The sequence below is a fragment of the Actinoallomurus spadix genome, from assembly GCF_024055725.1.
Lineage (GTDB): Bacteria > Actinomycetota > Actinomycetes > Streptosporangiales > Streptosporangiaceae > Actinoallomurus > Actinoallomurus spadix.
The window spans coordinates 150,909-175,134 of record NZ_JAMXMX010000011.1 but is presented as its reverse complement, the minus strand read 5'-3'; the positions used below and the strand labels follow the sequence as shown (position 1 = coordinate 175,134).

25 protein-coding genes are annotated in these 24,226 nt (G+C 73.3%); 15 read left to right on the top strand and 10 right to left on the bottom strand.

The features are described from left to right. The first annotated feature begins 304 nt into the window (after positions 1-304). Positions 305-1,159, top strand: coding sequence for a GNAT family N-acetyltransferase (locus NE235_RS18770; RefSeq protein WP_252804661.1), 855 nt, complete (start codon positions 305-307; stop codon positions 1,157-1,159). Between the two features lie 40 nt (positions 1,160-1,199). Here the strand turns inward: NE235_RS18770 and NE235_RS18765 are convergent, their stop codons facing one another. Next, positions 1,200-1,415: a hypothetical protein gene (locus NE235_RS18765; protein ID WP_252804658.1), complete on the bottom strand. Its 216-nt coding sequence runs from the start codon at positions 1,413-1,415 to the stop codon at positions 1,200-1,202. A 242-nt stretch (positions 1,416-1,657) separates the two neighbouring features. Between NE235_RS18765 and NE235_RS18760 the strand changes: the two genes are divergently transcribed. Together NE235_RS18760 and NE235_RS18755 are read left to right on the top strand one after the other, a co-directional pair. Continuing rightward, complete coding sequence (locus NE235_RS18760; protein ID WP_252804656.1) at positions 1,658-2,536, top strand: DMT family transporter; 879 nt, start codon at positions 1,658-1,660, stop codon at positions 2,534-2,536. Next, a complete protein-coding gene (locus NE235_RS18755) occupies positions 2,533-3,423 on the top strand; it encodes a DMT family transporter (protein WP_252804654.1) in 891 nt (296 codons plus the stop codon). Before NE235_RS18760 ends, NE235_RS18755 begins: the two co-directional genes overlap by 4 nt. Here NE235_RS18755 and NE235_RS18750 read toward each other — a convergent pair. Further along, positions 3,380-4,522 (bottom strand): MGDG synthase family glycosyltransferase, encoded by a 1,143-nt coding sequence (locus NE235_RS18750; RefSeq protein ID WP_252804652.1) that lies wholly within the window; start codon positions 4,520-4,522, stop codon positions 3,380-3,382. The two genes, NE235_RS18755 and NE235_RS18750, sit on opposite strands and share 44 nt — an antisense overlap. Positions 4,523-4,725: 203 nt before the next feature. Here NE235_RS18750 and hpnC point away from each other — a divergent pair, with 203 nt between their 5' ends. Genes hpnC through hpnH form a run of 7 tightly spaced genes read left to right on the top strand, consistent with a single transcriptional unit; the run spans position 4,726 to position 12,456 of the window. Beyond that, positions 4,726-5,616 carry a squalene synthase HpnC gene (gene hpnC / locus NE235_RS18745; protein WP_308206105.1) on the top strand — a complete coding sequence of 297 codons (891 nt, stop codon included), beginning with the start codon at positions 4,726-4,728 and terminating at the stop codon, positions 5,614-5,616. Between the two features lie 4 nt (positions 5,617-5,620). Further along, the gene (gene hpnD, locus NE235_RS18740) at positions 5,621-6,478 is read left to right on the top strand and encodes a presqualene diphosphate synthase HpnD (protein WP_252804648.1); all 858 of its coding nucleotides are present in this window, start codon (positions 5,621-5,623) and stop codon (positions 6,476-6,478) included. Beyond that, positions 6,475-7,926, top strand: coding sequence for a hydroxysqualene dehydroxylase HpnE (gene hpnE, locus NE235_RS18735; RefSeq protein ID WP_252804646.1), 1,452 nt, complete (start codon positions 6,475-6,477; stop codon positions 7,924-7,926). The genes hpnD and hpnE overlap by 4 nt, the downstream gene beginning before the upstream one ends. Next, entirely contained in the window at positions 7,923-8,936 is a 1,014-nt protein-coding gene (locus tag NE235_RS18730; RefSeq protein ID WP_252804644.1) for a polyprenyl synthetase family protein, read from the top strand. The genes hpnE and NE235_RS18730 overlap by 4 nt, the downstream gene beginning before the upstream one ends. Next, positions 8,937-10,868 carry a squalene--hopene cyclase gene (gene shc, locus NE235_RS18725; RefSeq protein ID WP_252804642.1) on the top strand — a complete coding sequence of 644 codons (1,932 nt, stop codon included), beginning with the start codon at positions 8,937-8,939 and terminating at the stop codon, positions 10,866-10,868. Then, complete coding sequence (locus tag NE235_RS18720; protein WP_252804640.1) at positions 10,865-11,455, top strand: phosphorylase family protein; 591 nt, start codon at positions 10,865-10,867, stop codon at positions 11,453-11,455. The genes shc and NE235_RS18720 overlap by 4 nt, the downstream gene beginning before the upstream one ends. Further along, on the top strand, positions 11,452-12,456 hold the full coding sequence (hpnH, locus tag NE235_RS18715; RefSeq protein ID WP_252804637.1) for an adenosyl-hopene transferase HpnH: 1,005 nt from the start codon (positions 11,452-11,454) through the stop codon (positions 12,454-12,456). Before NE235_RS18720 ends, hpnH begins: the two co-directional genes overlap by 4 nt. 4 nt (positions 12,457-12,460) lie before the next feature. Here the strand turns inward: hpnH and NE235_RS18710 are convergent, their stop codons facing one another. The 3 genes from NE235_RS18710 to NE235_RS18700 all read right to left on the bottom strand — a co-directional run bounded on the left by NE235_RS18710 (position 12,461) and on the right by NE235_RS18700 (position 14,520). After that, positions 12,461-12,808, bottom strand: coding sequence for a hypothetical protein (locus NE235_RS18710; RefSeq protein WP_252804635.1), 348 nt, complete (start codon positions 12,806-12,808; stop codon positions 12,461-12,463). Then, the gene (locus tag NE235_RS18705) at positions 12,805-13,824 is read right to left on the bottom strand and encodes an SDR family oxidoreductase (protein ID WP_252804633.1); all 1,020 of its coding nucleotides are present in this window, start codon (positions 13,822-13,824) and stop codon (positions 12,805-12,807) included. The genes NE235_RS18710 and NE235_RS18705 overlap by 4 nt, the downstream gene beginning before the upstream one ends. A gap of 201 nt (positions 13,825-14,025) precedes the next feature. Further along, entirely contained in the window at positions 14,026-14,520 is a 495-nt protein-coding gene (locus NE235_RS18700) for a universal stress protein (RefSeq protein ID WP_252804630.1), read from the bottom strand. 42 nt (positions 14,521-14,562) lie between these two features. Here NE235_RS18700 and NE235_RS18695 point away from each other — a divergent pair, with 42 nt between their 5' ends. After that, complete coding sequence (locus NE235_RS18695) at positions 14,563-15,039, top strand: MarR family winged helix-turn-helix transcriptional regulator (protein ID WP_252804628.1); 477 nt, start codon at positions 14,563-14,565, stop codon at positions 15,037-15,039. Between the two features lie 34 nt (positions 15,040-15,073). Here NE235_RS18695 and NE235_RS18690 read toward each other — a convergent pair whose 3' ends face one another. Beyond that, positions 15,074-16,102, bottom strand: a complete 1,029-nt coding sequence (locus tag NE235_RS18690) for a mechanosensitive ion channel family protein (RefSeq protein ID WP_252804626.1) — start codon at positions 16,100-16,102, stop codon at positions 15,074-15,076. Positions 16,103-16,318: 216 nt separating this feature from the next. Here NE235_RS18690 and NE235_RS18685 point away from each other — a divergent pair, with 216 nt between their 5' ends. After that, a complete protein-coding gene (locus tag NE235_RS18685; protein WP_252804624.1) occupies positions 16,319-17,950 on the top strand; it encodes an alpha-amylase family protein in 1,632 nt (543 codons plus the stop codon). A 5-nt stretch (positions 17,951-17,955) separates the two neighbouring features. Here the strand turns inward: NE235_RS18685 and kynU are convergent, their stop codons facing one another. Both kynU and NE235_RS18675 read right to left on the bottom strand, forming a co-directional pair. After that, positions 17,956-19,131, bottom strand: a complete 1,176-nt coding sequence (gene kynU / locus NE235_RS18680) for a kynureninase (protein WP_252804622.1) — start codon at positions 19,129-19,131, stop codon at positions 17,956-17,958. A 12-nt stretch (positions 19,132-19,143) separates the two neighbouring features. Next, positions 19,144-19,992: a tryptophan 2,3-dioxygenase gene (locus NE235_RS18675; RefSeq protein WP_252804620.1), complete on the bottom strand. Its 849-nt coding sequence runs from the start codon at positions 19,990-19,992 to the stop codon at positions 19,144-19,146. 133 nt (positions 19,993-20,125) lie between these two features. Between NE235_RS18675 and NE235_RS18670 the strand changes: the two genes are divergently transcribed. Further along, positions 20,126-20,584 carry an Lrp/AsnC family transcriptional regulator gene (locus NE235_RS18670; protein WP_252804617.1) on the top strand — a complete coding sequence of 153 codons (459 nt, stop codon included), beginning with the start codon at positions 20,126-20,128 and terminating at the stop codon, positions 20,582-20,584. Between the two features lie 68 nt (positions 20,585-20,652). After that, complete coding sequence (locus NE235_RS18665) at positions 20,653-20,850, top strand: DUF3072 domain-containing protein (RefSeq protein ID WP_252804615.1); 198 nt, start codon at positions 20,653-20,655, stop codon at positions 20,848-20,850. 65 nt (positions 20,851-20,915) lie between these two features. Here NE235_RS18665 and NE235_RS18660 read toward each other — a convergent pair whose 3' ends face one another. After that, positions 20,916-22,544 carry a long-chain fatty acid--CoA ligase gene (locus NE235_RS18660; protein WP_252804613.1) on the bottom strand — a complete coding sequence of 543 codons (1,629 nt, stop codon included), beginning with the start codon at positions 22,542-22,544 and terminating at the stop codon, positions 20,916-20,918. Between the two features lie 130 nt (positions 22,545-22,674). Continuing rightward, positions 22,675-23,568 carry an NADP-dependent oxidoreductase gene (locus NE235_RS18655; RefSeq protein ID WP_252804612.1) on the bottom strand — a complete coding sequence of 298 codons (894 nt, stop codon included), beginning with the start codon at positions 23,566-23,568 and terminating at the stop codon, positions 22,675-22,677. Between the two features lie 70 nt (positions 23,569-23,638). Between NE235_RS18655 and NE235_RS18650 the strand changes: the two genes are divergently transcribed. Further along, positions 23,639-24,226, top strand: coding sequence for a TetR/AcrR family transcriptional regulator (locus NE235_RS18650; RefSeq protein ID WP_252804611.1), 588 nt, complete (start codon positions 23,639-23,641; stop codon positions 24,224-24,226).

Here is a 24,226-nt window from a genome sequence, read left to right as displayed (position 1 = left end):
ACAGGCCGGGCGCCACCGAGGGCGCCCTGTTTCCGCAGTCATCTACTAAGGCGAGATGATTATGATTCGCGCCTCAGTGGATGCCTCCCAACAAGTCGGCACCACCCTTGACGCCAACCAGAGCCCGATCGCGCGCCGACAGCGCTGCGGCCTGGTCAAGGCCGGTCATATATCCAGGCTGCATGATATGCGCCATTTATGCCACCCTCGCTGATTGCGGATTCGCCGTTGTCGAGCGTGACGCGTTGGTCACAATCGCCGGTTGACCTGCGTTCCCGGTCGAATACTGGGCAGTATGGAGCCCATGGGCTGGATTACGACCGGAGATATCGCGCAATATGACGCGACCGCGGGGCACTTCCTGCGGTCCCGGCCCGTCGAGAACACGGTTCTGGTCACCGTGCTCGAGTCCCTGCGGGCGCGGGGGCTCACCGCGTACGGGAACGCGCCCGCGGTGATGGGATCGTTCATCTCCACCGGGTGCGTGGCCGGGGCGTTCGTGCACACGCCACCGTTCCCGCTGCTGCTCAGCGCGATGCCGGACCAGGCCGTCATCGAGCTGGCGAAGACCCTGGCCGCGGACGGGCGGCGCCTGCCGGGCGTCACGGGCCGCCATGAACTCGCCGAGATCTTCGCCGACCGCTGGCGCCTCGAGACCGGCTCCGACTTCAAGATCTGGGAACGCCGGCGGCTCTACCGGCTGGAGGAGGTCCGGACTCCGGAAGTGCCCGGTCGTGCCCGTCTCGCCGGGCCCGCCGACCGTGACCTGCTCCTCGGGTGGTATCAGGACGCCGAGCGGGAGATCCGCGAGCGGCCCGGAGACCACGGAGCCGCGGTCGACGACCGCATCGCGTACGGCGGGCTGACGGTGTGGGAGCGTGACGGGGTGCCGGTGGCGCTCGCCGGCCGGACCCGGATGGTCGCCGGGACGGTCCGGATCGCCCCCGTCTACACCCCGCCGGAGCACCGGCGCCACGGGTACGGCGCCGCCGTGACGGCCGCGGTCGGCCGGGCCGCCGTCGAGGCGGGGGCGGAGGAGGTCGTCGTCTTCGCCGACCTGGCCAATCCGGGGATCAACGCGATCCACCGGCGCATCGGCTTCCAGCCCCTGGACGACTACCTGGTGATCTCCTTCGGAACGTCGCGGCGCGGTTCCTGAGGGACCGCGCCTCCGGCTCGCGGAGGCGCGGCGGCCCCCGTCACGACCCGCCGGTCACGCGGCTCCCCTCTCCGGCGGGCGCCTCGCTCGGTACCTCGTCCGTCAGCGCTTCCCCCGAGACGAACGCGGCCGACAGCGTCAGCAGCATGGCCCACAGGCCGAAGAACGTGAACGCCACGGCGCCGTACGGCCCCGTGATCCAGTAGATGAACAGACCCGCGCCGATGATTCCGATCCCCGTTAACGCGATGCGCATGCGTACTACTTTGCGGCGAGATCCGAGCCGATGTCGAGTGGTTAAGACGGCAGGCGAGTCTTGCGCCGAAGATTGCAGTGCCATCGGCGACGACGATCCACGGCGCCCGCGGCGGCCTCGGCCGCCTCGTTCGGAGCGGGGCTGGGCGTCGAGCGGGGCGGGGCGAGGGGTGGGCTCCCAGGTCGGCCGGTAGGGGACGAGGCGCGCGGGTACCACCCCTACGTGGGTTCGGGGGGCGGCCGATGAAGACGTTCCTCGCTCTCGCGGCGGCCTGCTTCCTCGGCATCGGATTCGTCGCCCAGCAGCACGTGGCGTACCGCGAGCCGCTGGACGAGATGCTGCGGTTCAAGCTGCTCGCCCACCTCATCCGCCAGCCGGTGTGGCTGCTGGGCATCGCCGCGATGATCTGCGGGCAGATTCTGAGTGCGGTGGCGCTCGACGAGGCCGACCTGGGCAGGGTCGAGCCGCTGCTGGCGACGAACCTGATCTTCGCGCTCGTCATCGCCCACGGGGTCTACAAGGAGCCGCTCAGCCGGGAGGTATGGCTGGGCGGGGCGCTCGTCACGGGGGGAGCGGTGATCTTTCTGGCCTTCGGGCAGCCGCACGGGGGACGGACCACGGGACCGGCGTCGTTCCGCTGGCTCGTGGCCGGCGCCGTGGTGGTGATCGCGGCCGGGCTCGTGCTGGCCGCGCGTCCGCGTTCCCTGCGGACCAAGGCGATGCTGTTCGCGGCGGCGGCGGGGATGCTGTTCGGCGTTCAGGACGCGCTGACCCGGAGCTCGCTGCTCGAGCTGGGGGAGGGGGCGACGGTCGCCCTGCGGAGCTGGCAGCCGTACGCCCTGATCGTGATCGCCGTGCTGTCCCTGCTGCTGGCGCAGAGCGCGTTCGACGCCGCGCCGATCGGCATCTCGCTGCCGGCGATGACGGCGGTCGAGCCGATCATCGGCATCATCCTGGGCATCTCCGTCTTCGCCGAGCACCTCCGGTTCACCGGGGCCGCGGTCGTGGCGGAGGTCCTCGGCCTGCTGATGATCGTCACCGGCATCGGCGTGCTCGGCCGCTCGTCCTTCCTTGACAAGCCGGGACCGTCGGCCGCGCGGCAGGACGGCGGGCCGGGATGATCTCCGTCGTGTTCGCGCTCCTCGCCGCGGCGAGCAACGCCCTCGCGTCCGTGCTGCAGCGGCACGCGGCGCGGGCGGCGCCCGAGGAGGAGGCGTTCCGGCTGGCGCTGATCATGGACCTCGTCCGGCGCCCGGACTGGCTCGGCGGCATCGTCGCGCTGATGTTCGGGTTCCTGTTCCAGGCCGCCGCGCTGACCACCGGGGAGCTGTCCCTGGTGCAGCCGATCCTCGTCACCGAACTGCCGATCACGATGCTGCTGCTGGCGGGACTCTTCCGAATCCGGCTCGGTACGGAGTCCTGGCGGGCGGTCGCCGCGCTGACCGTCGGGCTGGCCGCCCTCCTGGCCTCCGCCGCCCCGTCTCCCGGTCACCGGCACCCGGACCGGATCGAGTGGGCGGTCGCCACGCTCGTCACCCTCGGGCTGGCCGCCTACCTCGTCTCGGTGGCGAAGGTGACCCGCGGGGCGAGCCGCGCGGCGCTGCTGGGCGTCGCCTCGGGCCTGGGATTCGCGTTCACGGCCGCGCTGATGAAGGAGGCGACCAAGGTCCTGCCCGCGGGCCCCGTCGCGCTGCTGACCTCCTGGGCGGTGTGGGCGATGGTCGCCGCCGGGCTGGGCAGCCTCTTCCTCCTGCAGAACGCCCTGCACAGCGGCACCCTCGTCGCCGTGCAGCCCGCGCTCAACGTCTCCGATCCCGTCTCCAGCATCGCGTACGGGGTCGGTCTGTTCGGCGAGGAGATCCGGCTCGGCGGGTGGGTGGTCCTGGAACTCCTCGGCGTCGGCCTGCTCCTGTACGGCAGCAGGCTGCTGGCCCAGTCCCCGCCGGTTCGCGACGAGCCGCAGGTCAACCCGCCCGGTCCGGAGAGCGAGACCCGTCTGGGTCACTGACGCGCACGGCGTGCGGCCCGAAGAGCAGGTCCTCGGCCGGGGGAGCGTCGAACAGCGCCGCCGCGCGGGCGACCAGCCGGGCCCGTACGACGGGGTCCGCGAGCCGGTCCAGTTCGGTGAGCAGCCGCCCCGCGTCGCCGGCGTGGACGCCGAGCCCGGCGCGGGCCATCGCCAGGACGCCGTCCCGGCCGTGGCCCGGGATCGGCCGGTACGACACGACGGGCAGCCGCGCCGCGAACGCCTCCCGGCACGTCAGCCCCGCCGCGTTGTCGACCAGGGCGTGGGCGGCGGACATCAGCTCGGGCAGGTCCGTACGCCAGCCGAGCGCGACGGCCCCCTCGGTGGCACCGAGCCGGGCGCGGAGCGCCTCGTTGCGGCCGCACAGGACGACGGGCACGTACCGGCCGGAGCGCGCGAGCACCCGCGCGGTCTCCTCGACCTCGCCGACGCCCCACGAACCCGCCGAGACCAGGACCAGGCGGCCCCCCGGCCGGGTGCCGAGCCGCGCGCGGACCGCCGCCGCGCCGGCCCGGGCCTCGCGGAAGGCCGGGCGGGTGAGCGGAGCGTGGCAGAGCGCGGGACGGCCCGAGACGGCCGCGACGTCGCGCGCCGTCTCCGGGCAGGGGCACAGGTAGCGGTCGGTGCCCGGGTGCAGCCACAGCCGGTGGGCGGCGAAGTCGGTGAGCAGCACCACGCTGGGGACCCGCGACCGTCCCGTGCGGCGCAGGTGCCCGGCCGCCTGCGCGGCGAGGTGGAACGTCGAGACGACCAGGTCCGGGGGGTGCCGCCGCAGCAGGCGGTGGACCCGCGCGGCGGCCAGCACGGTCAGCGGGGACGCGAGCGACGCCGGCCCGCGCCCGCCGGATGCCGCGCGGGCCCGGCCCGGAACGAAGAACACCCGGTAGATCAGGGCGTACGACCAGGGGGCCCGTCGCATCATCCAGCCGTACCAGCCCCGCAGGGCGCGCCCGAGGCCCAGCGGGAGCAGGCCGAGGACGTCGGCGACGTCGGCGGTGTGGCCGGCGGCGGCGAGACGGCCGGCGAGTTCGACGGCGACGGCGTCATGACCGGCGCCCATCCCGGCGCTGAGGATCAGCACCCGGCGACCGGCGCCGGATCCGATTCCGAGAAGGTGTCCGCGGTATTTATCGGCGCGTTTCATCATGGTTCCGTGGGTCCTTGTTGGCGGGCCTTTTCCACATGCCGACGGCGGCGTCGTCAGTGGTCGTCAGTATGAGTTCTCCCTGATGAGAGCAACCGACGGATCCCTGAACAGTCAAATCATCGTCGATATGAGGTTTGGTGCGGCTGTTATCGGCCGCCCAGTCGTTTACGTCGCCTCCCCAGGGAAATCGTGAAGCCGTGTCATCGGCAGAGGGTGTCATATACAAAGCGCGCCGGGAGAATTTCCCGGTGGCGTCGCGGCTGCTGCCGCGCGGGTACCGCCGACACCTGATGGCGGTGTACGGCTTCGCCCGGTTCATCGACGACATCGGAGACGAGGCCCCGCCGGCCGACCGGCTCCGCCTGCTGGACGTCGTCGAGGACGACCTGGCACGTCTCTACGCCGGGCGCGCCGCGCGGGTGCCGGCCGTCGGGGCGCTGAAGCGGACCGTCAGCGAGTTCGCCATCCCCGACGAGCCGTTCCGGCGGCTGATCCGGGCCGGGCGGCGCGACCAGGCCGTCACCCGCTACGAGAGCTTCGAGGACCTGCTCGGCTACTGCGAGCTGTCCGCGAACCCCGTGGGCCACATCGTCCTGCACGTGTTCGGCGTCGCCGACCGGCGGCGCTGCGCCCTCTCCGACCAGGTCTGCTCGGCGCTGCAGGTGATCGAGCACTGCCAGGACGTCGGCGAGGACTACACGCGGGGCCGTGTCTACCTGCCCGGCGCCGACCTGCGCCGGTTCGGCTGCACGGACGACGACTTCGCCCGCGCGACCACCCCGGACCGGCTCCGCCGCACGATCGCCCTGCAGACGACCCGGGCCGGCGCGCTCCTGGACGCCGGGACCGGCCTGGTCTCGGAGCTGACCGGCCCGGCGCGGGTCGCCGTGGCCGGCTACATCGCGGGCGGCCGCGCCACGATCACCGCGCTCGTGGCCGCGGACCACGACGTCCTCGGCCGGGCCGTCCGCCCCCGGCGGACGCGGCTGCTGACGACGTGGCTGCGCGTCCTCGCGACAGGAAGGTGAGCCGGTGAGCGTATCCGACGCCTATCGAAGCTGTGAGCAGATCGTCCGCACACAGGCCCGCAACTTCTCCTACGGCATCCGGCTGCTGCCGGGGCCGAAGCGCCGCGCGCTCAGCGCCGTCTACGCCTTCGCCCGCCGGATCGACGACATCGGGGACGGCGACGGGCCCGCCCACCGGCGGCTCGCGCGCCTGGAGGAGGAGCGCGCCGCCCTGCACCGCCGCGCGCCCGACCCCGGCGACCCCGTGCTGGTCGCCCTCCGGGATGCCGCCCGCCGCCTGCCCATCCCCCTGACGGCGTTCGACGAGCTCATCGACGGGTGCGCCTCCGACGTGCGCGGCACGACGTACGCCCGCGCGGAGGACGTCGTCACGTACTGCCGCAGCGTCGCCGGGTCGGTGGGGCGCCTCTCGCTCGGCGTCTTCGGCGCCGACGACGTCGAGGCCGCCGCGCCGCTGGCCGACTCCCTCGGCATCGCCCTGCAGCTCACCAACATCCTGCGGGACGTACGGGAGGACCGCCTGATCGGGCGGATCTACCTCCCGGCCGAGGACCTGGACCGGTTCGGGTGCACGCTCGGCCTCGACGGCGACGGCGCCTTCACCGACCCGCCGGACCGGCTGGCGGCCCTGCTGCGGTTCGAGGCCGACCGGGCCCGCGGCTGGTACCTGCGCGGCCTGCGGCTGCTGCCCCTGCTGGACCGGCGCAGCGCGGCCTGCACGGCGGCGATGGCCGGCATCTACCAGTCGCTGCTCGAGCGGATCGCCGCCGACCCGACCGCCGCGCTGGCCGCCCGCTCGGCCCTGCCGACCTGGGAGAAGGCGATGGTCGCGGCCCGTGCCCTGGTGGGGGCCGGCCGGTGAACCCGTCGGTGCTGGACCGCCGGCCGGAGGCGCCCGGCCTGGGCGGGTGGCCCGCGACGGGCCGCGCCGACCGGCCGGCGCCGTCGGCGGCCCGGCGGCCGGTGCGTCCGCCGGGCCGCCGCGGGCCGATGACGCCGATCGCGGTCGTCGGCGGCGGCCTGGCGGGCATCACCGCCGCGCTCGCGCTCGGCGAGGCCGGTCTCCCGGTCACGGTGTACGAGGCGCGTCCCCGGCTGGGCGGCGCCACCCACTCGTTCGAGCGGGACGGGCTCGTCGTCGACAACGGCCAGCACGTCTTCCTGCGCTGCTGCACCGCCTACCGCGGCCTGCTCGACCGGCTCGGCGTCACCGACCGGGTCCGGCTCCAGGACCGGTTCGACCTGCGGGTCCTCACTCCCGCCGGGCGGCCCGGCCGGCTCCGGCGCGCGGCGCTTCCGGGGCCGCTGCACCTGATGCCGGCCCTGGCGGCCTACTCGCTGCTCCGCCCGGCCGACCGGCTGCGCGCCGTGCGCTGCGCGCTCGCCCTGCGCCGTCTCGATCCCGCCGACCCGGGCCTCGACGGGATCGGCCTGGGGGACTGGCTGGCCGCCCACGGGCAGCGTGACACGGCGCGGCGGGCCCTGTGGGAGCTGTTCGCCGTCGCCGCCCTGAACATCGGCGTGGAGGAGGCGGCCCTGGGCCCGGCCGCGATGGTGTTCCGCACCGCCCTGCTGGGCCGGGCGGACGCCGCCGACCTCGGCGTGCCCGCCGTGCCCCTCGGCGACCTGCACGGCGCCGCCGCCCAGCTCGCGATCCGGGAACGGGGCGGCCGTGTACGGCTGGCCGCCAAGGTCACCGCCATCGAGCCCGGACCGGTGCTCGTCGTGGACGGCGAGCGGATCGACGCGGCCGCCGTCATCGTCGCGACCCCGCACCGGCAGGCCGCGCACCTCGTGCCGTGGGACGCCGTCCCGGACCGGGAACGCTGGGCGGGCCTCGGCGAGAGCCCGATCGTGAACGTCCACCTCCACTACGAACGGCCGGTCACCGATCTGCCGTTCGCGGCCGTCGTCGACTCGCCCGTGCAGTGGGTCTTCGACCGGACCCGCGCCTCCGGCGTCCGCGCCGGCCAGTACCTCGCCGTCTCGGTGTCGGCGGCGGACCGCTGGATCGACGAACCGACCGCCAAGCTCCGCGCGGAGTTCGTCCCGGCGCTGGAACAGCTGTTCCCCGCGGCACGGAACGCCCGGCTGCGCGACTTCTTCGTCACCCGGGAACGCCGCGCGACCTTCCGCCAGGCGCCCGGCAGCGGCGCACTCCGGCCCGGACCCGCCACACGGTGGCCCGGGCTGTACCTCGCCGGCTCGTGGACCGACACGGGCTGGCCCGACACGATGGAGGGAGCCGTGCGCAGCGGACTCACCGCCGCCCGTCTGGTCCGGAGCCACCTGGCGGGAGGCGCCTCATGACGGCGCCCGCCCCGCCGTCGGTCGCCGGCGCCCGCTCGCTCGTCGAACCGGTGCTCCGCGACGCCGTGGCGCGCCTCGACCCGCTGACCGCCCGCGTCGCGGGGTACCACCTCGGCTGGAGCGACCCGTACGGCCGGCCCGCCACGCCGGGCGGCAAGGCGCTGCGGCCGGCGCTGGCGATCCTGTCGGCCCGCGCGGCGGGCGCCGACGTCGGGTCGTGCCTGCCGGCCGCCGCCGCCGTGGAGCTCGTGCACGCGTTCTCGCTGCTGCACGACGACATCATGGACGGCGACCGCGTCCGCCGGCACCGGCCATCCGCCTGGACCGTGTTCGGCCGGTCGGCCGCGATGCTCGCCGGCGACGCGCTGCTGGTCCTGGCCGGGGAGCTCCTCCTCGAACAGGGCACGCGCGGCGGCGTGTGGGCGGCGCGGGGGCTGGCCGCCGCCACCCAGCGCCTCATCGCCGGGCAGGCCTCGGACCTGGAGTTCGAGGGGCGGCCCGAGGTGAGCCTGGAGGAGTGCCGCCGCATGTCGGCGGACAAGACCGGCTCGCTGCTCGCCTGCTCCTGTTCGATCGGCGCGATGGTCGCCGAGGGTCCCGCGCACCTCGTCGCGGCGCTCGCGGCGTTCGGCGCGCAGGCGGGCCTGGCCTTCCAGCTCGCCGACGACCTGCTCGGCATCTGGGGCGCGCCGGAGGTCACCGGCAAACCGGTCCTGGCCGACCTGCGGGCGCGCAAGAAGAGCCTGCCGGTCGTCGCCGCCATCACCAGCGGGACGACCGCCGGTGAGCGCCTCGCCAAGCTCCTCGCCCAGCCGGACCCGCTGTCGGAGCCCGAGCTGGCCGAGGCCGCCCGGCTCGTCGAGGAGGCGGGCGGGCGCGCGTGGGCGGAGGCCGAGGCCGAGCACCGGCTCGACGCGGCCGAGCGCCAGCTCGCGGCCCTCGACCTGCCCCGCGGCGTCCGCGAGGAGTTCGGGGAGATCATCCGTTTCATCGCATCCCGGGACCACTGAGTGAGCACAGACACCCGTACCGCCGTCGACGGCGTCGCCCTTCGGGCCGACGCCGCGCTCAAGGCGGCCTGCGACCACCTCCTCGGCCTGCAGGCCGGGGAGGGATGGTGGAAGGCCGAGCTGCAGACGAACGTCACGATGGACGCCGAGGACCTGCTGCTGCGGGAGTTCCTCGGCGTCCGCGACGCCGGCGACACCGCCGAGGCCGCCCGCTGGATCCGCTCCGAGCAGCGCGCGGACGGCTCGTGGGCCAACTTCCACGAGGGACCCGGTGACCTGTCCACCACCATCGAGGCGTACACGGCGCTGCGCCTGGCCGGCGACCCCGCCGACGCCCCGCACATGCGCGCCGCCGCCGCCTTCGCGCGCCGGCACGGCGGAATCGAGGCCAGCCGGGTCTTCACCCGCATCTGGCTGGCGCTGTTCGGGCAGTGGCCGTGGACGGACCTGCCGGTCATGCCGCCCGAGCTGGTGTTCCTGCCACCGTGGTTCCCGCTCAACGTCTACGACTGGGCGTGCTGGGCCCGGCAGACGGTGGTGCCGCTGACCATCGTGAGCGCGCGGCGCCCGGTCCGGCCCCTGCCATTCGACCTGGACGAACTGCGCACCGGCCGCAGGCCGCGCCGCGGGCCCCGGTTCGGCTGGGAGGGGTTCTTCGGCGCCCTCGACCGCGCGCTGCACCGCTACGAGCGGCGGCCCGTGCCCGGCCTGCGGCGCGCGGCCCTGCGCCGCGCCGCCGAGTGGATCGTCGCCCGGCAGGAGCCGGACGGCTCCTGGGGCGGCATCCAGCCGCCGTGGGTGTACTCGCTCATCGCCCTCCACCTGTGCGGCTACGAGGTGGACCACCCCGTCATGCGCCGGGGCCTGGCCGGGCTCGAGCGGTTCACGATCCGCGACGAGCGGGGCCGCCGCCTGGAGGCGTGCCAGTCGCCGGTGTGGGACACCGCGCTGGCCGTCAACGCGCTGCGCGACGCCGGCGTGCCCGGCGACCAGCCCGCGCTCGTACGGGCCGCCGGATGGCTGCTCGACGAGGAGGTCAGGGGCCCCGGCGACTGGGCCGTACGGCGGCCGTCGCTGCCGCCGGGCGGCTGGGCGTTCGAGTTCGACAACGACGGCTATCCGGACACCGATGACACCGCCGAGGTGATCCTCGGGCTGCGCCGGGTCGCGCACCCGGGCGCCGGACCGGCGATCGACCGGGGGCTGCGCTGGATGGCCGGGATGGCGTCCCGCGACGGCGGGTTCGCCGCGTTCGACGCCGACAACACCCGTGAGCTGTGCCTCCGCCTGCCGTTCTGCGACTTCGGCGCCGTGATCGACCCGCCGTCCGCCGACGTCACCGCGCACGTCGTCGAGGCGCTGGCGCACGAGCGCCCCACGGAGTACGAGGACGTCCTGCGCCGGGCCGTCGTCTGGCTGCTGGAGGCCCAGGAGCCGGACGGCTCCTGGTTCGGCCGCTGGGGCGCCAACCACGTGTACGGCACCGGGGCCGTGCTGCCCGCCCTGGTCGCGGCCGGCGTGCGCCCGCAGCGGCCCTGCGTCCGGCGGGCCGTCGCCTGGCTCGAACGTCACCAGAACGACGACGGCGGCTGGGGCGAGGACCTGCGGTCCTACCGCGATCCGGCCTGGATCGGGCGCGGGCACTCCACCCCGTCCCAGACCGCCTGGGCGCTCATCGGGCTCCTGGCGGCGGGGGAGCGCTCGGCGGCGGTCGAACGCGGGGTGGCGTGGCTCGTCGGCGCCCAGCGCGCGGACGGCACGTGGGACGAGCCCTACTTCACCGGGACCGGCTTCCCCGGCGACTTCTACATCAACTATCACCTGTACCGGCTCGTCTTCCCGATCAGCGCCCTCGGCCGCTACCTGCGCGCGGACGCCGCCGCGGAGGACACCGCGGCCGGTTCGGCGGCCGGTCTCGCGGAGGGACCGTGAGCGGGCTGGTGATCTGCACCGCGCTGCGCGTCGAGCGGCGGGCCGTACGGCGCGGGGTGCCGTCGTCCGCGCGCGACGTCCGCGTCGTCCGGACCGGCCTCGGGCCGCGCCGCGCCGCCCGCGCGGCCGCCCGGCTGCCCGAGCACGCCGCCCTCGCGATCACCGGATTCGGCGGCGCGCTCGACCGCGGGCTGAGCCCCGGCGACGTGCTCGTGGCGACCGAGGTGCGGTTCGGCGAGCGGGTCATCCCGTGCGCGGCGGCCCGCCCGATCGCCGAACGCCTGACGCTGGCGGGCCTGAACCCGCGCACGGGGCCGCTGTTCACCTCGCCGCGCCTCGTCACCGGCGGGGAGCGGCTGCGCCTCGCGGCCGCCGGCGTCCGCGCCGTCGACATGGAGACCGGGCCGCTCGCCGAGGCCGCGACCGGAACGCCCTTCGTCGCCGTGCGCGTCATCGTCGACACCCCGGCCCTGCCGCTCCTGCGGCCCGGCACCGTACGCCGCGTCCTCATCGCCCGGAGCCGGCTGCGCCGCGTCGCCCCGGTCCTGGTCGCCTGGGCGGGAATCACGAAGGAGGGCGGGGCATGAGCATGCCGGTCCGGCAGAGCCTGCGCATCGGCGCGTACATCCTGGGGCGCCGGCTGCGGCGCGTGCGGAGATTCCCGCTGCTCGTGGAGCTGGAACCGCTGTTCGCGTGCAACCTCGCCTGCGCGGGCTGCGGCAAGATCCAGCACCCCGCCGACGTGCTGCGCCGGCGCATGCCCGTCGAGCAGGCGGTGGCCGCCGTGGAGGAGTGCGGGGCGCCGATGGTGTCGATCGCGGGCGGTGAACCGCTCATGCACCCGCAGATCGGCCGGATGGTCCGCGAACTCGTCGCCTGCAAGAAGTACGTCTTCCTCTGCACCAACGCGCTGCTCATCCCCAAGAAGCTCGACCAGTTCGAGCCGTCGCCGTACTTCGCGTGGACGGTGCACATCGACGGCCTGCGCGAGCGCCACGACGCCTCGGTGTGCAAGGAGGGCGTGTTCGACGAGGCCGTCGCCGCCGTCCGGGAGTGCCGGCGCCGCGGGTTCCGGGTGACGACGAACACGACGTTCTTCAGCACCGACAGCCCGCAGACGGTCATCGACGTGCTGAACTACCTGAACGACGACCTGGCCGTCGACCAGATGATGATCTCCCCGGCGTACGCCTACGAGAGGGCCCCCGACCAGGAGCACTTCCTGGGCGTCGAGGAGACGACGCGGCTGTTCCAGAAGGCGTTCGCCGGCGGCAACCGGCGGCGCTGGCGCTTCAACCACTCACCGCTCTTCCTCGACTTCCTCGAGGGCCGGGTCGACTTCCCGTGCACGGCCTGGGCGATCCCGTCCTACTCGCTGTTCGGCTGGCAGCGGCCCTGTTACCTGATGGCCGACGGGTACGCCCGCACCTACCGGGAGCTGGTCGAGGAGACCGACTGGGACTCCTACGGCCGCGGGCGCGACCCCCGCTGCGCCAACTGCATGGCGCACTGCGGCTACGAGCCCACGGCCGTGTTCGCCACCCTGTCCTCGCTGAAGGAGACGCTGCGCGCCGTACGCAGCGGCTGAGCGGTCAGCGGGTCCGCGCGTGGGCCAGCGCGCCCGCCGCGAGCACGAGCGCGCCCGTCCCGTCCACGGCGGCCGGGCGCCGCCACAGCGGCAGGAACGCCACGGCGCCCGCGCAGGTCGCCGCGTGCAGCAGGTCCACCGCCGCGCCGAGCCGCAGCACCGTCGGGGTCGGCCGGGCCAGGTCGATTCCGGCCTGCAGGGCGTGCCGGCCGCCGAGCACGCGCAGCACCCACCGCTGCGAGGCCGTGGCGGGCCGCCCGGTGATCATCTGCAGGACCGCGCCCGGCGCCGTGACCAGGAGCGTGCCCCACGTCAGCCGCGCAAGCGGCTGAATCCTCAGCGGCGTCGTCATCGTCCGTTCCGCAGGAGTCCGGCGCCGGTCAGGCCCAGCGCGGCCCCCGCGCCGACGGCCAGCAGGCCGCGGTGCTCCGCCGCCCAGGTCTGGATGCTGCGCGGGTGCGCCTTGTCGTCGAAGTCGCCGTGCGCGCCGAAGTCGTGACCGTCGGGGCCGTCGGCGGGCTTCCAGAGGTTCGCCGGCTGGTGCGGGTCGCGGGGCCGGTCGGTCTGCTGCGAGTCGTACCCGGTCCGCGCGAGATAGCGGTCGAGCAGGCCCGGGGCGATCCGGTTGGCCAGCAGCGTCAGCACCGTGCTGCCGCCCACCCAGTACTCCCGGCGTTTCGGGTGGTCGGCGGCGTACACCAGCGCCCGCGCGGCGACCTCCGGCTGGTAGATCGGCGGGACCGGCTGCGCGTGCCTCGGCAGCTTGCTCTCCACCCAGTCGAACTGCGGGGTGTTGACCGCCGGCATGTGCACGATCGTCACCCGGACGTTGCTCTTGCGGTGCAGCAGCTCGGTCCGCAGCGACTCGTGGAACCCCTGGATCGCGTGTTTGGCGCCGCAGTACGCCGACTGGAGCGGGATGCCGCGCTTGGCCAGCGCCGACCCGGTCTGCACGATCACGCCGTGGTCGCGCGGCAGCATCCGGTCGAGCGCCGCCTTGGTGCCGTGGACGTACCCCAGATAGGTCACCTCGGTGGTGCGCCTGAACTCCGCGGGGTCGATGTCCTTGAACTCGGCGAACACGGAGCTGAACGCGACGTTCACCCACACGTCGATCGGGCCGAGCTCCTCCTCGACGCGGTCGGCGGCGTCGCGTACCTGCTCCCAGTCGGCGACGTCGGTGGGGATCGGCAGTGCCTCCCCGCCGGCGTCGCGGATCTCCTCCGCCGCGGCCCGCAGCCCGGTCTCGCCCCGGGCCAGCAGGGCCACCTTGTCGCCGCGCGCGCCGAACTCCCGTGCCGCCGCGCGTCCGATGCCCCCGCTCGCCCCCGTCACCACGACGACGCGAGGTCTGTTGCGGTCCGTCATCCCATCACCCCTCACGAGCGTTCCCGAGGATCCGCCGGCCCGTGGGCCGGGCACGGCGTGGCAACGCTCCGCCCCTACCCGCGAGGCTCACGGGTTAACGGGACACCGAGGCGGGGAGCGGCGCTCAGGTCGCCTTCTTCGCCTTGCGCGCCTTCATCATCAGCGGCGGACGCGTCCCTGGACGCCGCTCGCGACGGTCCGTCACGGCGCGATCGCGAGATGGACGGAGTACTCCCGGGCACCGGCCAGCCGGCGCGCGGGACAGCGGTGGAACCACCGGGCCCACCGGCCCGGGCGGGGCGACTGCCCGACGAACAGCGCGTCGCCGTGCCGGGTCATCATCACCTCGCGCAGGATCTTGTCGGGACGGCCCATGACGACCTGGAACTCCCAGGGGCAGGCGAGCGGGTCCAGGATCTGCACGCAGTCCAGCCACGCCTGCATCTCCATGAGGTCCCGGCAGTCCCGGCTGGCCAGCGCGGCGCCGGGGGCGACGAGCGCGGCCATCTCGCCGATGCTCGGCTGGCAGCGCACGTGCACGCACAGGACCCGCGCACCGGCCCGGTCCGCCTCGTCGGCGGCCTCGCACAGCGCGGCGCGGCCGGAGTCGGATCCGTCCACGCCCACGACGTACAGGGGTCTGTGCGGGGCGCTCCGCTCGGCGCCGTCGGGGCTGGGAATGAATGCCTCGTCCATGATGGCCGTCTCCTCAATCCGACTCCATAGTACGCTATATACATGACGGACCGGGGTCCTGTAACGACCGGAAGTGACGAAAAGGTCGACTTTTTTGAAGACTTCGTCGACGCGGTGCTGGACCTGCTCCGTGCGGCCCGCCGTACGGGCGGCGCGGCCAACGCGGTCGCGGGGGACGCCATCTCGGTGCCGCAGCTGGTGGTCCTGGGGGCGATCGACGTCGCGGGGGACCGCGGGATCTCAGCGGTGGCGGAGCGGGCCGGGCTGGCTCAGCCCACCGTGACCCGCGCCCTCGTCGCGCTGGAACGCCGGGGAATGGTCGAGCGGACTCCGCACGCCAGCGACGGCCGGAGCAGGTGCGTCGCGCTGACCGCCCCGGGCCGGGCGGTACTGGAGGAGAAGAGACAGGAGATCGTCGGCCGGTTCGCCGAACTCTGGGCGGACCTGCCGGCCGGCGAACGCGAACACGCCGTGTCCCTCGTCCGCCGCCTGTCCGCCATCACCGACCGGCTCGTCTGAGCCGGCCGGCGACGAGGCGGTCGCGTAAGGCCGGTCAGCGAGGCTGGGCGGCGCTCGCGAGGAGGATGCCGGTCTGGGTGAGCGGCGAGTCGATGCCCTCCTCCCGGTACCTGCGGTGCAGCCTCTTGATGAACTCGTGGATCACGACGTACTGGTCGGTGAACTCCCGGGTCCGCAGGTTGACCGAGAAGCCGATGCTCGTCTCGCCCAGCGTGGTGAACCGGACCGACGGCTCGTAGTCGGTGACGCCACCGTCGACCGTCGCCATCACCTCCTCGGCCACGTCGAGGGTCACCTTCTCCACGTGGTCGAGGTCGCTGTGGTAGCCGATGACGACCTTGACGGAGATCGACATGTCCTGCGCCGGCCGGTGGAAGTTCGTCACGATCGCGTCGGCGAAACGCGAGTTCGGCACGACCACCAGGTTGTCGGGGAGCTGGCGGATCGTGGTGTTCCGCCAGTTGATGTCGACGATGTAGCCCTCCTGGCCGCTGTCCAGCCGGACGAAGTCGCCCGGCTGGACCTTTCGCGACGCGAGGATGTGCACTCCGGCGAACAGGTTGGCCAGGGTGTCCTGGAGCGCCAGCGCGACCGCCAGGCCGCCCACGCCCAGGGCGGTCAGCAACGGGGTGATCGATACGCCGAGGCTCTGCAGGAGGATGAGCGCGCCGATCCCGACGATCACCACCCGGACGATGTTGACGAAGATCGTCGCGGACTGCGCGACGCCCGAGCGGGCCAGCGCGATCGAGGAGACGACCCCCGCGGCGAACCGCGCGATCGCGATGGAGATGGTCAGGATGAGGACGGCGACCAGGGCGCGGCCCGTCGTCGTCCGGATACCGGGCTTCAGGTGCAGCGTCAGCACCGAGATCCACAGGCCGAGGACCGTGCACGGCACCACCGCGAGGTCGCGCAGCAGCCGGACGAACAGGTCGTCCCAGGCCCACCGGGTGTTGCCCGCGCGGTGCGCGAGCCGGCCGAGGAGCGCGCGCAGGGCGAATCCCGCTCCCACCGCGGCGGCGGTCACGGCCACGGCCATCACGAGTCGCTGCCAGTGCACGTTCGTATTCCTCCACTCGATGTCGGGGTTGATCTGGCCGAGAGGCCGCGAATCAGCGAGCGTAGCCAGCCCGTCGATGCCATGTGGCGCTATAGGCGGGTTTCCGGTGAAAAGCCTGCTAGACGGCTTTTTAGCGGAATGTCGCGCATAGTCGATTACGCACCGCGCATCCCCGGGGTACGTGCACTCCGGGTAAAGCAGGGTAAAGAGCCGCCCATGACGGACAAGGCGACCAGTGACCTGTGGTGGAAGAACGCGGTCGTGTACTGCGTGGACGTGGCGACCTGGCTGGACACCGACGGCGACGGCGTCGGCGACCTGTCCGGCCTGACCCGGCGGCTGGACTACCTCGCCGGACTCGGCGTGAACTGCCTGTGGCTGATGCCGTTCTACCCCTCGCCGCTCAGGGACGACGGGTACGACATCACCGACTACTACGCGGTCGACGAGCGATTCGGCAGCCTCGGCGACTTCGTCGAGATGCTCCGCACCGCCGACGACCTCGGCCTCCGGGTGCTGGTCGACCTCGTGCTCAACCACACGAGCATCGAGCACCGCTGGTTCCGGGACCGGCCCGACTACTACGTCTGGAGCGACCGCCCGCGCGAGGAGCCGAGCGAGGTCGCCTTCCCCGGTGAGCAGGACGGCACCTGGTCCTACGACGAGGCCAGAGGCCAGTGGTACATGCACCGGTACTACGACTTCATGCCGGACCTGGACATCACCAAGCCCGAGGTCCGCGACGAGATGAACAAGATCCTCGGCTTCTGGCTGGAGCTGGGCATCTCCGGCTTCCGGGTCGACTCGCTGCCGTTCATGATCGAGACGGTCGGCACCGACTGCCGCGACAACCCGGTCACCTTCCTGCGGTCGATGGTCGAGTTCCTCCAGCGGCGGCGCGGCGACGCCATCTTCCTCGGCGAGGCGAACGTCTCCCCGGAGGAACAGCAGCGCTACTTCGGCCTCGACGGCGGCGAGGGCGTGCAGATGCTGTTCGACTTCCGCGGCTGCGCGGCCCAGTGGCTGTCGCACGCCCGCGGCGACGCGGCCCCGCTCGCCGAGGCGCTGAAGAACCGGCCGCCGCATCCGGTCGGCGGCCAGTTCGCCAACTTCTGCCGCCATCACGACGAGCTCAACCTCGGCCTGCTCGGCGAGTCCGAGCGCGACGAGATCTTCGCCGCCTTCGCGCCCGAGGAGACCCACCGCGTGTACGGGCGTGGCATCCGGCGGCGGCTCGCGCCCATGCTCGGCAACGACCCGCGCCGGATCCGCCTCGTCCTCGCGCTCACCCTCGCGCTGCCCGGCACACCGGTCCTCCTGTACGGCGACGAGATCGGCATGGGGGAGGACCTGTCCCTGAACGGCCGTCTCGCCGTCCGTACGCCCATGCAGTGGTCCGCCCGCCCGAACGGCGGGTTCTCACCGGCCGAAGAGGTCTACCGGCCCGTCCTCGCCGACCGCGAGTACGGCTTCCGCGAGGTCAACGTCGTCTCCCAGCGCCACGACCCGGACTCGCTGTCCTCGTGGACGGCCCGCGCGATCCGCGTCCGGCGCGAGTGCCCGGAGTTCGGCTGGGGCGAGTGGGACGTCCTCGACGTCGGCGACCCGCGCGTGCTCGGCCTCGCGTACCGGTGGCGGGACGGCCGCGTCGTCACCCTGCACAACGTCTCGGCCGACCCGGTGCGCGTCAAGCTGCCGGACGACCTGGACCTGACCGGGGTCGAGCGGATCCGCCAGATGTTCGGCGACGCGCCGGCCACCGACCTCGGCCGGGAGATCGAGCTGGCCGGCTACGGCTACCGCTGGCTGCGCCTCATCGACGACGAGGCCACCACCGCCATCATCTGAGGCCGCTACCCGAGGACGTCCGCCAGGGTCCGGGCGGCGTGGAGGGCGTCGGCGTGGGTGACGTACAGCGGGGCGAAGCCGAAGCGCAGGACGTCGGGGGCGCGGAAGTCGCCGATGACCTCACGGGCGATCAGCTCCGTCATGACAGCCTCGGCATCGGGGTGGCGGAGGGAGACCTGGTGGCCGCGCCGCTCGTCCCCGGGGGTCAGCACCTCGACCGTGCCCGGCGCCGGGAGCTCCGTCACGCACTCGATGAAGAAGCCGGTCAGCGACAGGCCCTTGGCGCGTACGTCGGCCAGGGCCACGCCGTCCCACACCTCCAGGGCGGACTCCAGGGCGAGCAGGGACAGGATGTCCGGAGTGCCGCAGCGGCCGCGCTCGATCCCCTCGGCGGGAACGTAGTCCGGGGCCATGGCGAACGGCTCCCGGTGCCCGCCCCAGCCGGACAGCGGCTGGTCGAACGCCTCCTGCAGGTCGCGCCGCACGTACAGGAAGGCGGGCGCGCCCGGGCCGCCGTTCAGGAACTTGTAGGTGCAGCCGACCGCGAGGTCGACGCCCAGCGCGTCGAGGGTGAGCGGGAGCACGCCGACGCTGTGGCACAGGTCCCACACGACGCGCGCGCCGGCCGCGTGCACGCGCGCCGTCACGGCGGCCATGTCGTGCAACCGGCCCGTGCGGTAGTCGACGTGGTTGAGCAGCACGACCGCGGTGCGGTCGCCGAGCACCGCCGGGAGGTCGTCGATGTCCGCGGTGCGCAGGACGCGGCCGGTCAGCTCGGCGGCCGACGTCGCGATGTAGCCGTCCGTCGGGAAGGTGGCCGCGTCGACGACGATCTCGCTCCTGCCGGGCGCGAGCCGTACGGCGCCGACCAGCGCCTTGAAGACGTTGACGCTGGTCGAGTCGGCGACCACGACCTGACCGGGCGCGGCGCCGAGCAGCGGCGCGATCCGCTCGCCCACCCGGCGGGGCGCCTCCCACCAGCCCTCCGACCATGACCGGATGAGCCGGCCGCCCCACTGTTCGCGGACGACCCGCTGCAGCTGGTCGGCGACGCGCCGGAGCGGGGCGCCGAGGGAGTTGCCGTCGAGGTACACGGTGCCGGGCGGGAGGTCGAACTCCGCGCGCAGGTGCGCGAGGGGATCCTCGGCGTCCAGCTCGGCGGCGCGTGCGGTCAGGTCCATCAAGGTGATCCTTCAGACGTGGGAACGGGCGGTCCACAGCTCCGGGAACAGGTCCCGGCGGGCGCGCTTCTCCAGCCAGGACACTCCGGCGGAGCCGCCGGTCCCAGGCTTGGAACCCATCGCGCGGCGGGTGGCCATCAGGTGGTCGTGCCGCCAGCCGGTGAACTCCTCGGCGACGTCGGTCAGCGCCTCGCCGAGCCGGACCGGTTCGCCGTCGTCGGTAGCGTAGATCTTCGCCCAGACCTCCTCAACGGCGGGGGACGGGGTGTACGGGCGGGTGAGGTCGCGGTTCAGCACGTCGTCCGGGACCCCGTGCCCGCGCCGGGCGAGCAGCGCGAGCGCCGCGTCGTACACGCCGGGCTCGGCGAGCGCGCGCGCCAGCTCGGCGTGCTGGGCGGGCACCGACCGGTGGGGGACGAGCATCGACGCGGACTTCTCGCCGAGCAGGAACTCCACGTGCCGGTACGCCGCCGACTGGAACCCGGAGCCCTCGCCGAGCGCGTCGCGGAAGGCGTTGAACTCCCGTGGCGTCATCCGCGCGATCGGCAGCCAGGCGGCCCGCAGCGCCTTCACGTGCAGGACGCAGCGCCGCAGCGCGGCCGTGGCCGAGCGGACGTCGTCCTCGGCGAGCCGGTCGCGGGCGTACTTCAGGTCAAAGGCCAGCAGGCCGAAGTACAGCTCCATGACCTGGGTGACCACGAGGAACGACCTCTCCAGCGGCTCGTCGGTGACCGGCCGCTGGAGGTCGTGCAGCGTGGCGGCGTGGACGTAGTCCTCGTACGGCGTGGTGCCGCCGAAGTCGAGCCTGGGCTCGTCGGCGGAGTGCAGGACCGGGCAGCCGGACAGTGCTTCGGCCGTCACTTCGAACCTCCTTCGTCACTCGGGGCACCGACCATTCTGTTAAGGACGATTCGGACATCCAAGGGGCGGTGGAGGGCGTGAAGCCGCTGTTTTCTTACGAACGCCACCGAATCGGGCGGTTAGGCTTACGACCGTGAAACCGGACCTCGACGCGGTGGACTGGGCGCTCCTCGGGGCGCTCCAGGAGGACGCCCGCCTCTCGTACAACGAGCTCGCCCGCAGGGTGCACCTGTCCGCGCCGACGGTCGCCCAGCGGGTCCGCCGGCTGGAGGACGCCGGAGTGATCACCGGCTACCACGCCCGCGTCGACCCGGCGGCGGCCGGCTTCCCCGTCGTCGCCCAGGTCCGCATGAAGTGCTACGGCGCCCGCTGCATCACGGTGCATCCCGAACTGCTCGACGACCTTCCCGAGGTGCTGCAGGTGTCGCGGCTCACCGGGGACGTGTGCTCCATGGTCCTGGTCGCCACCACCTCGGTCGCCGAGCTCGAGCGCATCCTGGTCCGGCTCGCCTCGCACGGCGAGACGAGCTCGGCGATGGTCCTGTCCACGCCGATCTCCTGGCGGCCGCTCACTCCACCATCGCACCCCTGACCTGCCGTTTCCCTCCTCGGAAGAGGGGTACTGCCTCGAACCTGAGTTCGATGACCGAAGGAGGGGCCATGACGGAACGGCCGGCGGAGAAGGACCCGCAGGACTGGGCGACGGGGGACGAGCCGATGACCGGACCGCAGGAGTCCTACCTGCGCACGCTCGCCCGCGAGGCGGGCGAAGAGGTGCCGGAGAACCTGTCCAAGGCCCAGGCGTCCGAGCTGATCGACGAACTGCAGGGGCGCAGCAGGCGCCTGCGCGACCGGTGAGCGGACCTACCGGCGGCGATCTCGCCGGCGGGTGAGGTCGCCCCGGTTCCGCTGCGGCGGAGGCGTCAGAGGCGTTCGACCTTGACCTCGTCGGCGCGGTAGCGGGCGCGCAGCGGCTTCTTGTCGAACTTGCCGACCGTCGTCTTGGGGATCTCCTCGACGAACGCCCAGTTCTCCGGCACCTGCCAGCGCGCGACCTTGCCGGCCAGGAAGCCGGCCAGCTCCGCCGCGGTCGCCGAGGCGCCGTCGCGCAGGACGACGAAGGCCAGCGGACGCTCGTCCCAGCGCGGGTCCGGGATGCCGATCACCGCCGCCTCGAGCACCGCCGGGTGGGAGACCAGGTGGTTCTCCAGCTCGACCGAGGAGATCCACTCACCACCGGACTTGATCACGTCCTTGGCGCGGTCCGTGATCTGGAAGAAGCCGCGGTCGTCGATGGTGCCGATGTCGCCCGTGCGCAGCCACCCGTCGTGGAACTTCTCCGGCGCGGGGTCGCGGTGGTACGAGCCGGTGATCCACGGCCCGCGCACCTCGATCTCGCCGACGGACTCGCCGTCCCAGGGTAGCTCCTCGCCCGCCGGGTCGACGATCCGCATCTCCACGCCCGCCGCCACGCGGCCCGACTTGAGGCGCCAGTCGACGTCCTCGGCCGTGCCCGGCGCGACGCCGGGCGGCGGGAAGGCCATGCCGCCGAGCGGGCTGGTCTCGGTCATGCCCCAGCCCTGGATGATCCGAAGGCCGTACCGCTGCTCGAAACCCTCCAGGAGCGCGCGGGGCGCGGCGGCGCCGCCGGAGGTGCCGGACCGCAGCGAGGACAGGTCGAGCTCGTGGTCGGCGCCGTAGTTGAGGATCGCGCTCCAGATCGTCGGCACCGCCGAGGAGACGGTGCTGCGCTCCGCCGCGATGAACGCGGTCAGGTGCTCCGGCTGGAGGAACGGGCCCGGCATGTGCAGCGTGGCGCCGGACAGGAACGCGGCGTACGGCAGGCCCCAGGCGTTGACGTGGAACATCGGGACGATGGCGAGCACGCGGTCCGCCTCGGTGATGCCCATCAGCGACGCCGACATGGCCGCCATCGCGTGCAGGAACGTCGAGCGGTGGGAGTAGACCACGCCCTTCGGGTCACCCGTCGTGCCGCTGGTGTAGCACATCGACGCGGCCGACCGCTCGTCCAGCTCGGGCCAGTCGAACCCGGGCTCCTCGGCCGCCAGCAGCTCGCGGTAGCGCAGCACCCGCGCGTCGCCCAGCGCGGACGCGTCGCCGTCGCCCACGACGATGAACGCCTCGACCGTGGGCAGCCGCCCGGCGACGCGGGCGAGCAGCGGGACGAGCGTGTCGTCGACGATGACGAACCGGTCCTCGGCGTGCCCGATGATGTGCGCCAGTTGGTCGGGGAACAACCGGATGTTCAGCGTGTGCAGCACCGCGCCCATCCCCGGGACGGCGAAGTACGCCTCCAGGTGCTCCTGGCTGTTCCAGCAGAAGGTCGCCACCCGGTCGCCCGCGCGCACGCCGAGCCTGGTCAGGGCCGCGGCGAGCCGCTCGGCGTTCGCCGCGACCTGCCGGTACGACGCCCGGCGCGGCTCGCCGCCGCCGGCCCAGGTCACGCATTCGCTCCCGCCGTACACGCGGGCGCCGTGCCGCAGGATCGCGGAGACGGTGAGGGGGAACTCCTGCATCGTGCTGGCGAACATCACGGACCTTCCGCCTACATACCGACCGGTCGGTAGCAGGTTAGGAGCGCCACCGTCACCCCGTCAACGATGTCCTGTCACGGAAGGTTCACGACGACCGTGCGCCCTTCACCGGAGGGCGGGGAGCGGCTCAGATGATGATGACCCGGCGCCCGCGCGTGTGGCCGGCCTGGCTGTCGATGTGCGCCGCCGCGGCATCGGCGAGCGGGTACGACCTCTCGACCGGGATGTGGAGCCGTCCCCGCGCGATGAGGCGGGCGGCCTCGGCGAGCGCCTCCGGCATGCTCCCGGCCACGCCGGAGAACCGGGCGCCGAGCTCCGGCGCCCTGAGATCGGCGATGGAGACCACCTTCCGCGGATCCCCGGTCAGCTCGACGAGCTCGCGGATCACGCCCGAGCCGGCCAGATCGAGGGCCGCGTCGACCCGGCCGAGCCGCCGCACCCGCTCGACCCAGCCCTCGCCGTACGTGGTGGCGACGGCGCCCAGGCTGCGCAGGTAGTCCTGGTTCGCGGCCCCGGCCGTGCCGATCACGGTGATGCCGCGGTCGCGGGCGATCTGCAGCACCGCGGATCCGACTCCTCCGGACGCGCCGCTGACCAGCAGCGTCTGCCCGGGCCGCACGCCGACCTCGCGGATGACGCGCAGCGCGGTCTCCACCACGGAGGGGTACCCGGCGGCCTCTTCGAACGTCAGGCCCTCGGGCATTTCCGCCCAGGCCGAGAGCACGGCGAACTCGGCGTAGGTGCTCGACCCTTCGCCGAACACGCGGTCACCGACCGCGACCCCTTCGACGTCCGCGCCGACCTCGTCCACCACCCCGGCGGCGTCCAGCCCGACTCCTGCGGGCAGCTCGATCGGACGGACCTTCTGCATCTGGCCTTCACGGATGCGCCAGTCGACGGGGTTCACGCCCGCCGCCCGCACGGCGACGCGCACCTGACCGGGGCCCGCGTGGGGCTCCTCGGCGTCGACGAGGCGCAGCACCTCCGGACCGCCGAACTCGGCGAAACTCACTTTCCTCATGCGGCCGACCGTAGCACTAACCGTTAGTGTTTTGGAACGGTTACGGCTTCGTACCTGATAGCATCACGGCGTGACCGTGCCGACCGGACGCCGGGAGCGTAAGAAGGCCGCGACCCGCCAGAAGATCGCCGACACCGCGCTGCGGCTCTTCCTGGAGCACGGGTACGACGCGGTGGGCATCCGTGACGTCGCCGCCGAGGCCGACGTCGCCGTCACCACGCTCTTCTCCCACTTCGCCTCGAAAGAGGCCCTGGTGTTCGAGCAGGACGAGGACTTCGAGCATCGCCTCACGCAGGCGGTCACCGGCCGGGCGCCGCACGAGCCGCTCATCCTCGCGCTGCGCCGCGAGATCCAGGCCCTGGTGCGCCACTGCACCGGGGACGGCGCCGCCCCCATCTGGCGCATGATCGACGGATCACCCGCCCTGCGGCAGTACGAGGAGTCGATGCGGCTGCGCCACACGGAGTCGCTGGCGACGGCCATCGCCGCCGATCTCGGCCTGGCGCGGACCACGACGGCCTGCCGGACGATCGCGAGGTTCGTGATCGACGCCTTCTCGCTGGCCCGCGAGGCGCCCGATCCGGAGACCGCGGTGGACGAGATCTTCCAGATGATCGAGGCGGCCTGGGGAGTCACCCGCCCATCTGAAGGTGCGTGA

Coding starts and splice junctions, on each gene's coding strand:
- NE235_RS18655 (WP_252804612.1), bottom strand. CDS start 23,568: ATGAGGAAAGTGAGTTTCGCCGAGTTCGGCGGTCCGGAGGTGCTGCGC.
- NE235_RS18695 (WP_252804628.1), top strand. CDS start 14,563: ATGACGGACCGGGGTCCTGTAACGACCGGAAGTGACGAAAAGGTCGAC.
- NE235_RS18705 (WP_252804633.1), bottom strand. CDS start 13,824: ATGACGGACCGCAACAGACCTCGCGTCGTCGTGGTGACGGGGGCGAGC.
- NE235_RS18700 (WP_252804630.1), bottom strand. CDS start 14,520: ATGGACGAGGCATTCATTCCCAGCCCCGACGGCGCCGAGCGGAGCGCC.
- NE235_RS18770 (WP_252804661.1), top strand. CDS start 305: ATGGGCTGGATTACGACCGGAGATATCGCGCAATATGACGCGACCGCG.
- kynU (WP_252804622.1), bottom strand. CDS start 19,131: ATGGACCTGACCGCACGCGCCGCCGAGCTGGACGCCGAGGATCCCCTC.
- NE235_RS18710 (WP_252804635.1), bottom strand. CDS start 12,808: ATGACGACGCCGCTGAGGATTCAGCCGCTTGCGCGGCTGACGTGGGGC.
- hpnH (WP_252804637.1), top strand. CDS start 11,452: ATGAGCATGCCGGTCCGGCAGAGCCTGCGCATCGGCGCGTACATCCTG.
- NE235_RS18760 (WP_252804656.1), top strand. CDS start 1,658: ATGAAGACGTTCCTCGCTCTCGCGGCGGCCTGCTTCCTCGGCATCGGA.
- NE235_RS18730 (WP_252804644.1), top strand. CDS start 7,923: ATGACGGCGCCCGCCCCGCCGTCGGTCGCCGGCGCCCGCTCGCTCGTC.
- NE235_RS18660 (WP_252804613.1), bottom strand. CDS start 22,544: ATGTTCGCCAGCACGATGCAGGAGTTCCCCCTCACCGTCTCCGCGATC.
- NE235_RS18765 (WP_252804658.1), bottom strand. CDS start 1,415: ATGCGCATCGCGTTAACGGGGATCGGAATCATCGGCGCGGGTCTGTTC.
- NE235_RS18665 (WP_252804615.1), top strand. CDS start 20,653: ATGACGGAACGGCCGGCGGAGAAGGACCCGCAGGACTGGGCGACGGGG.
- NE235_RS18755 (WP_252804654.1), top strand. CDS start 2,533: ATGATCTCCGTCGTGTTCGCGCTCCTCGCCGCGGCGAGCAACGCCCTC.
- NE235_RS18685 (WP_252804624.1), top strand. CDS start 16,319: ATGACGGACAAGGCGACCAGTGACCTGTGGTGGAAGAACGCGGTCGTG.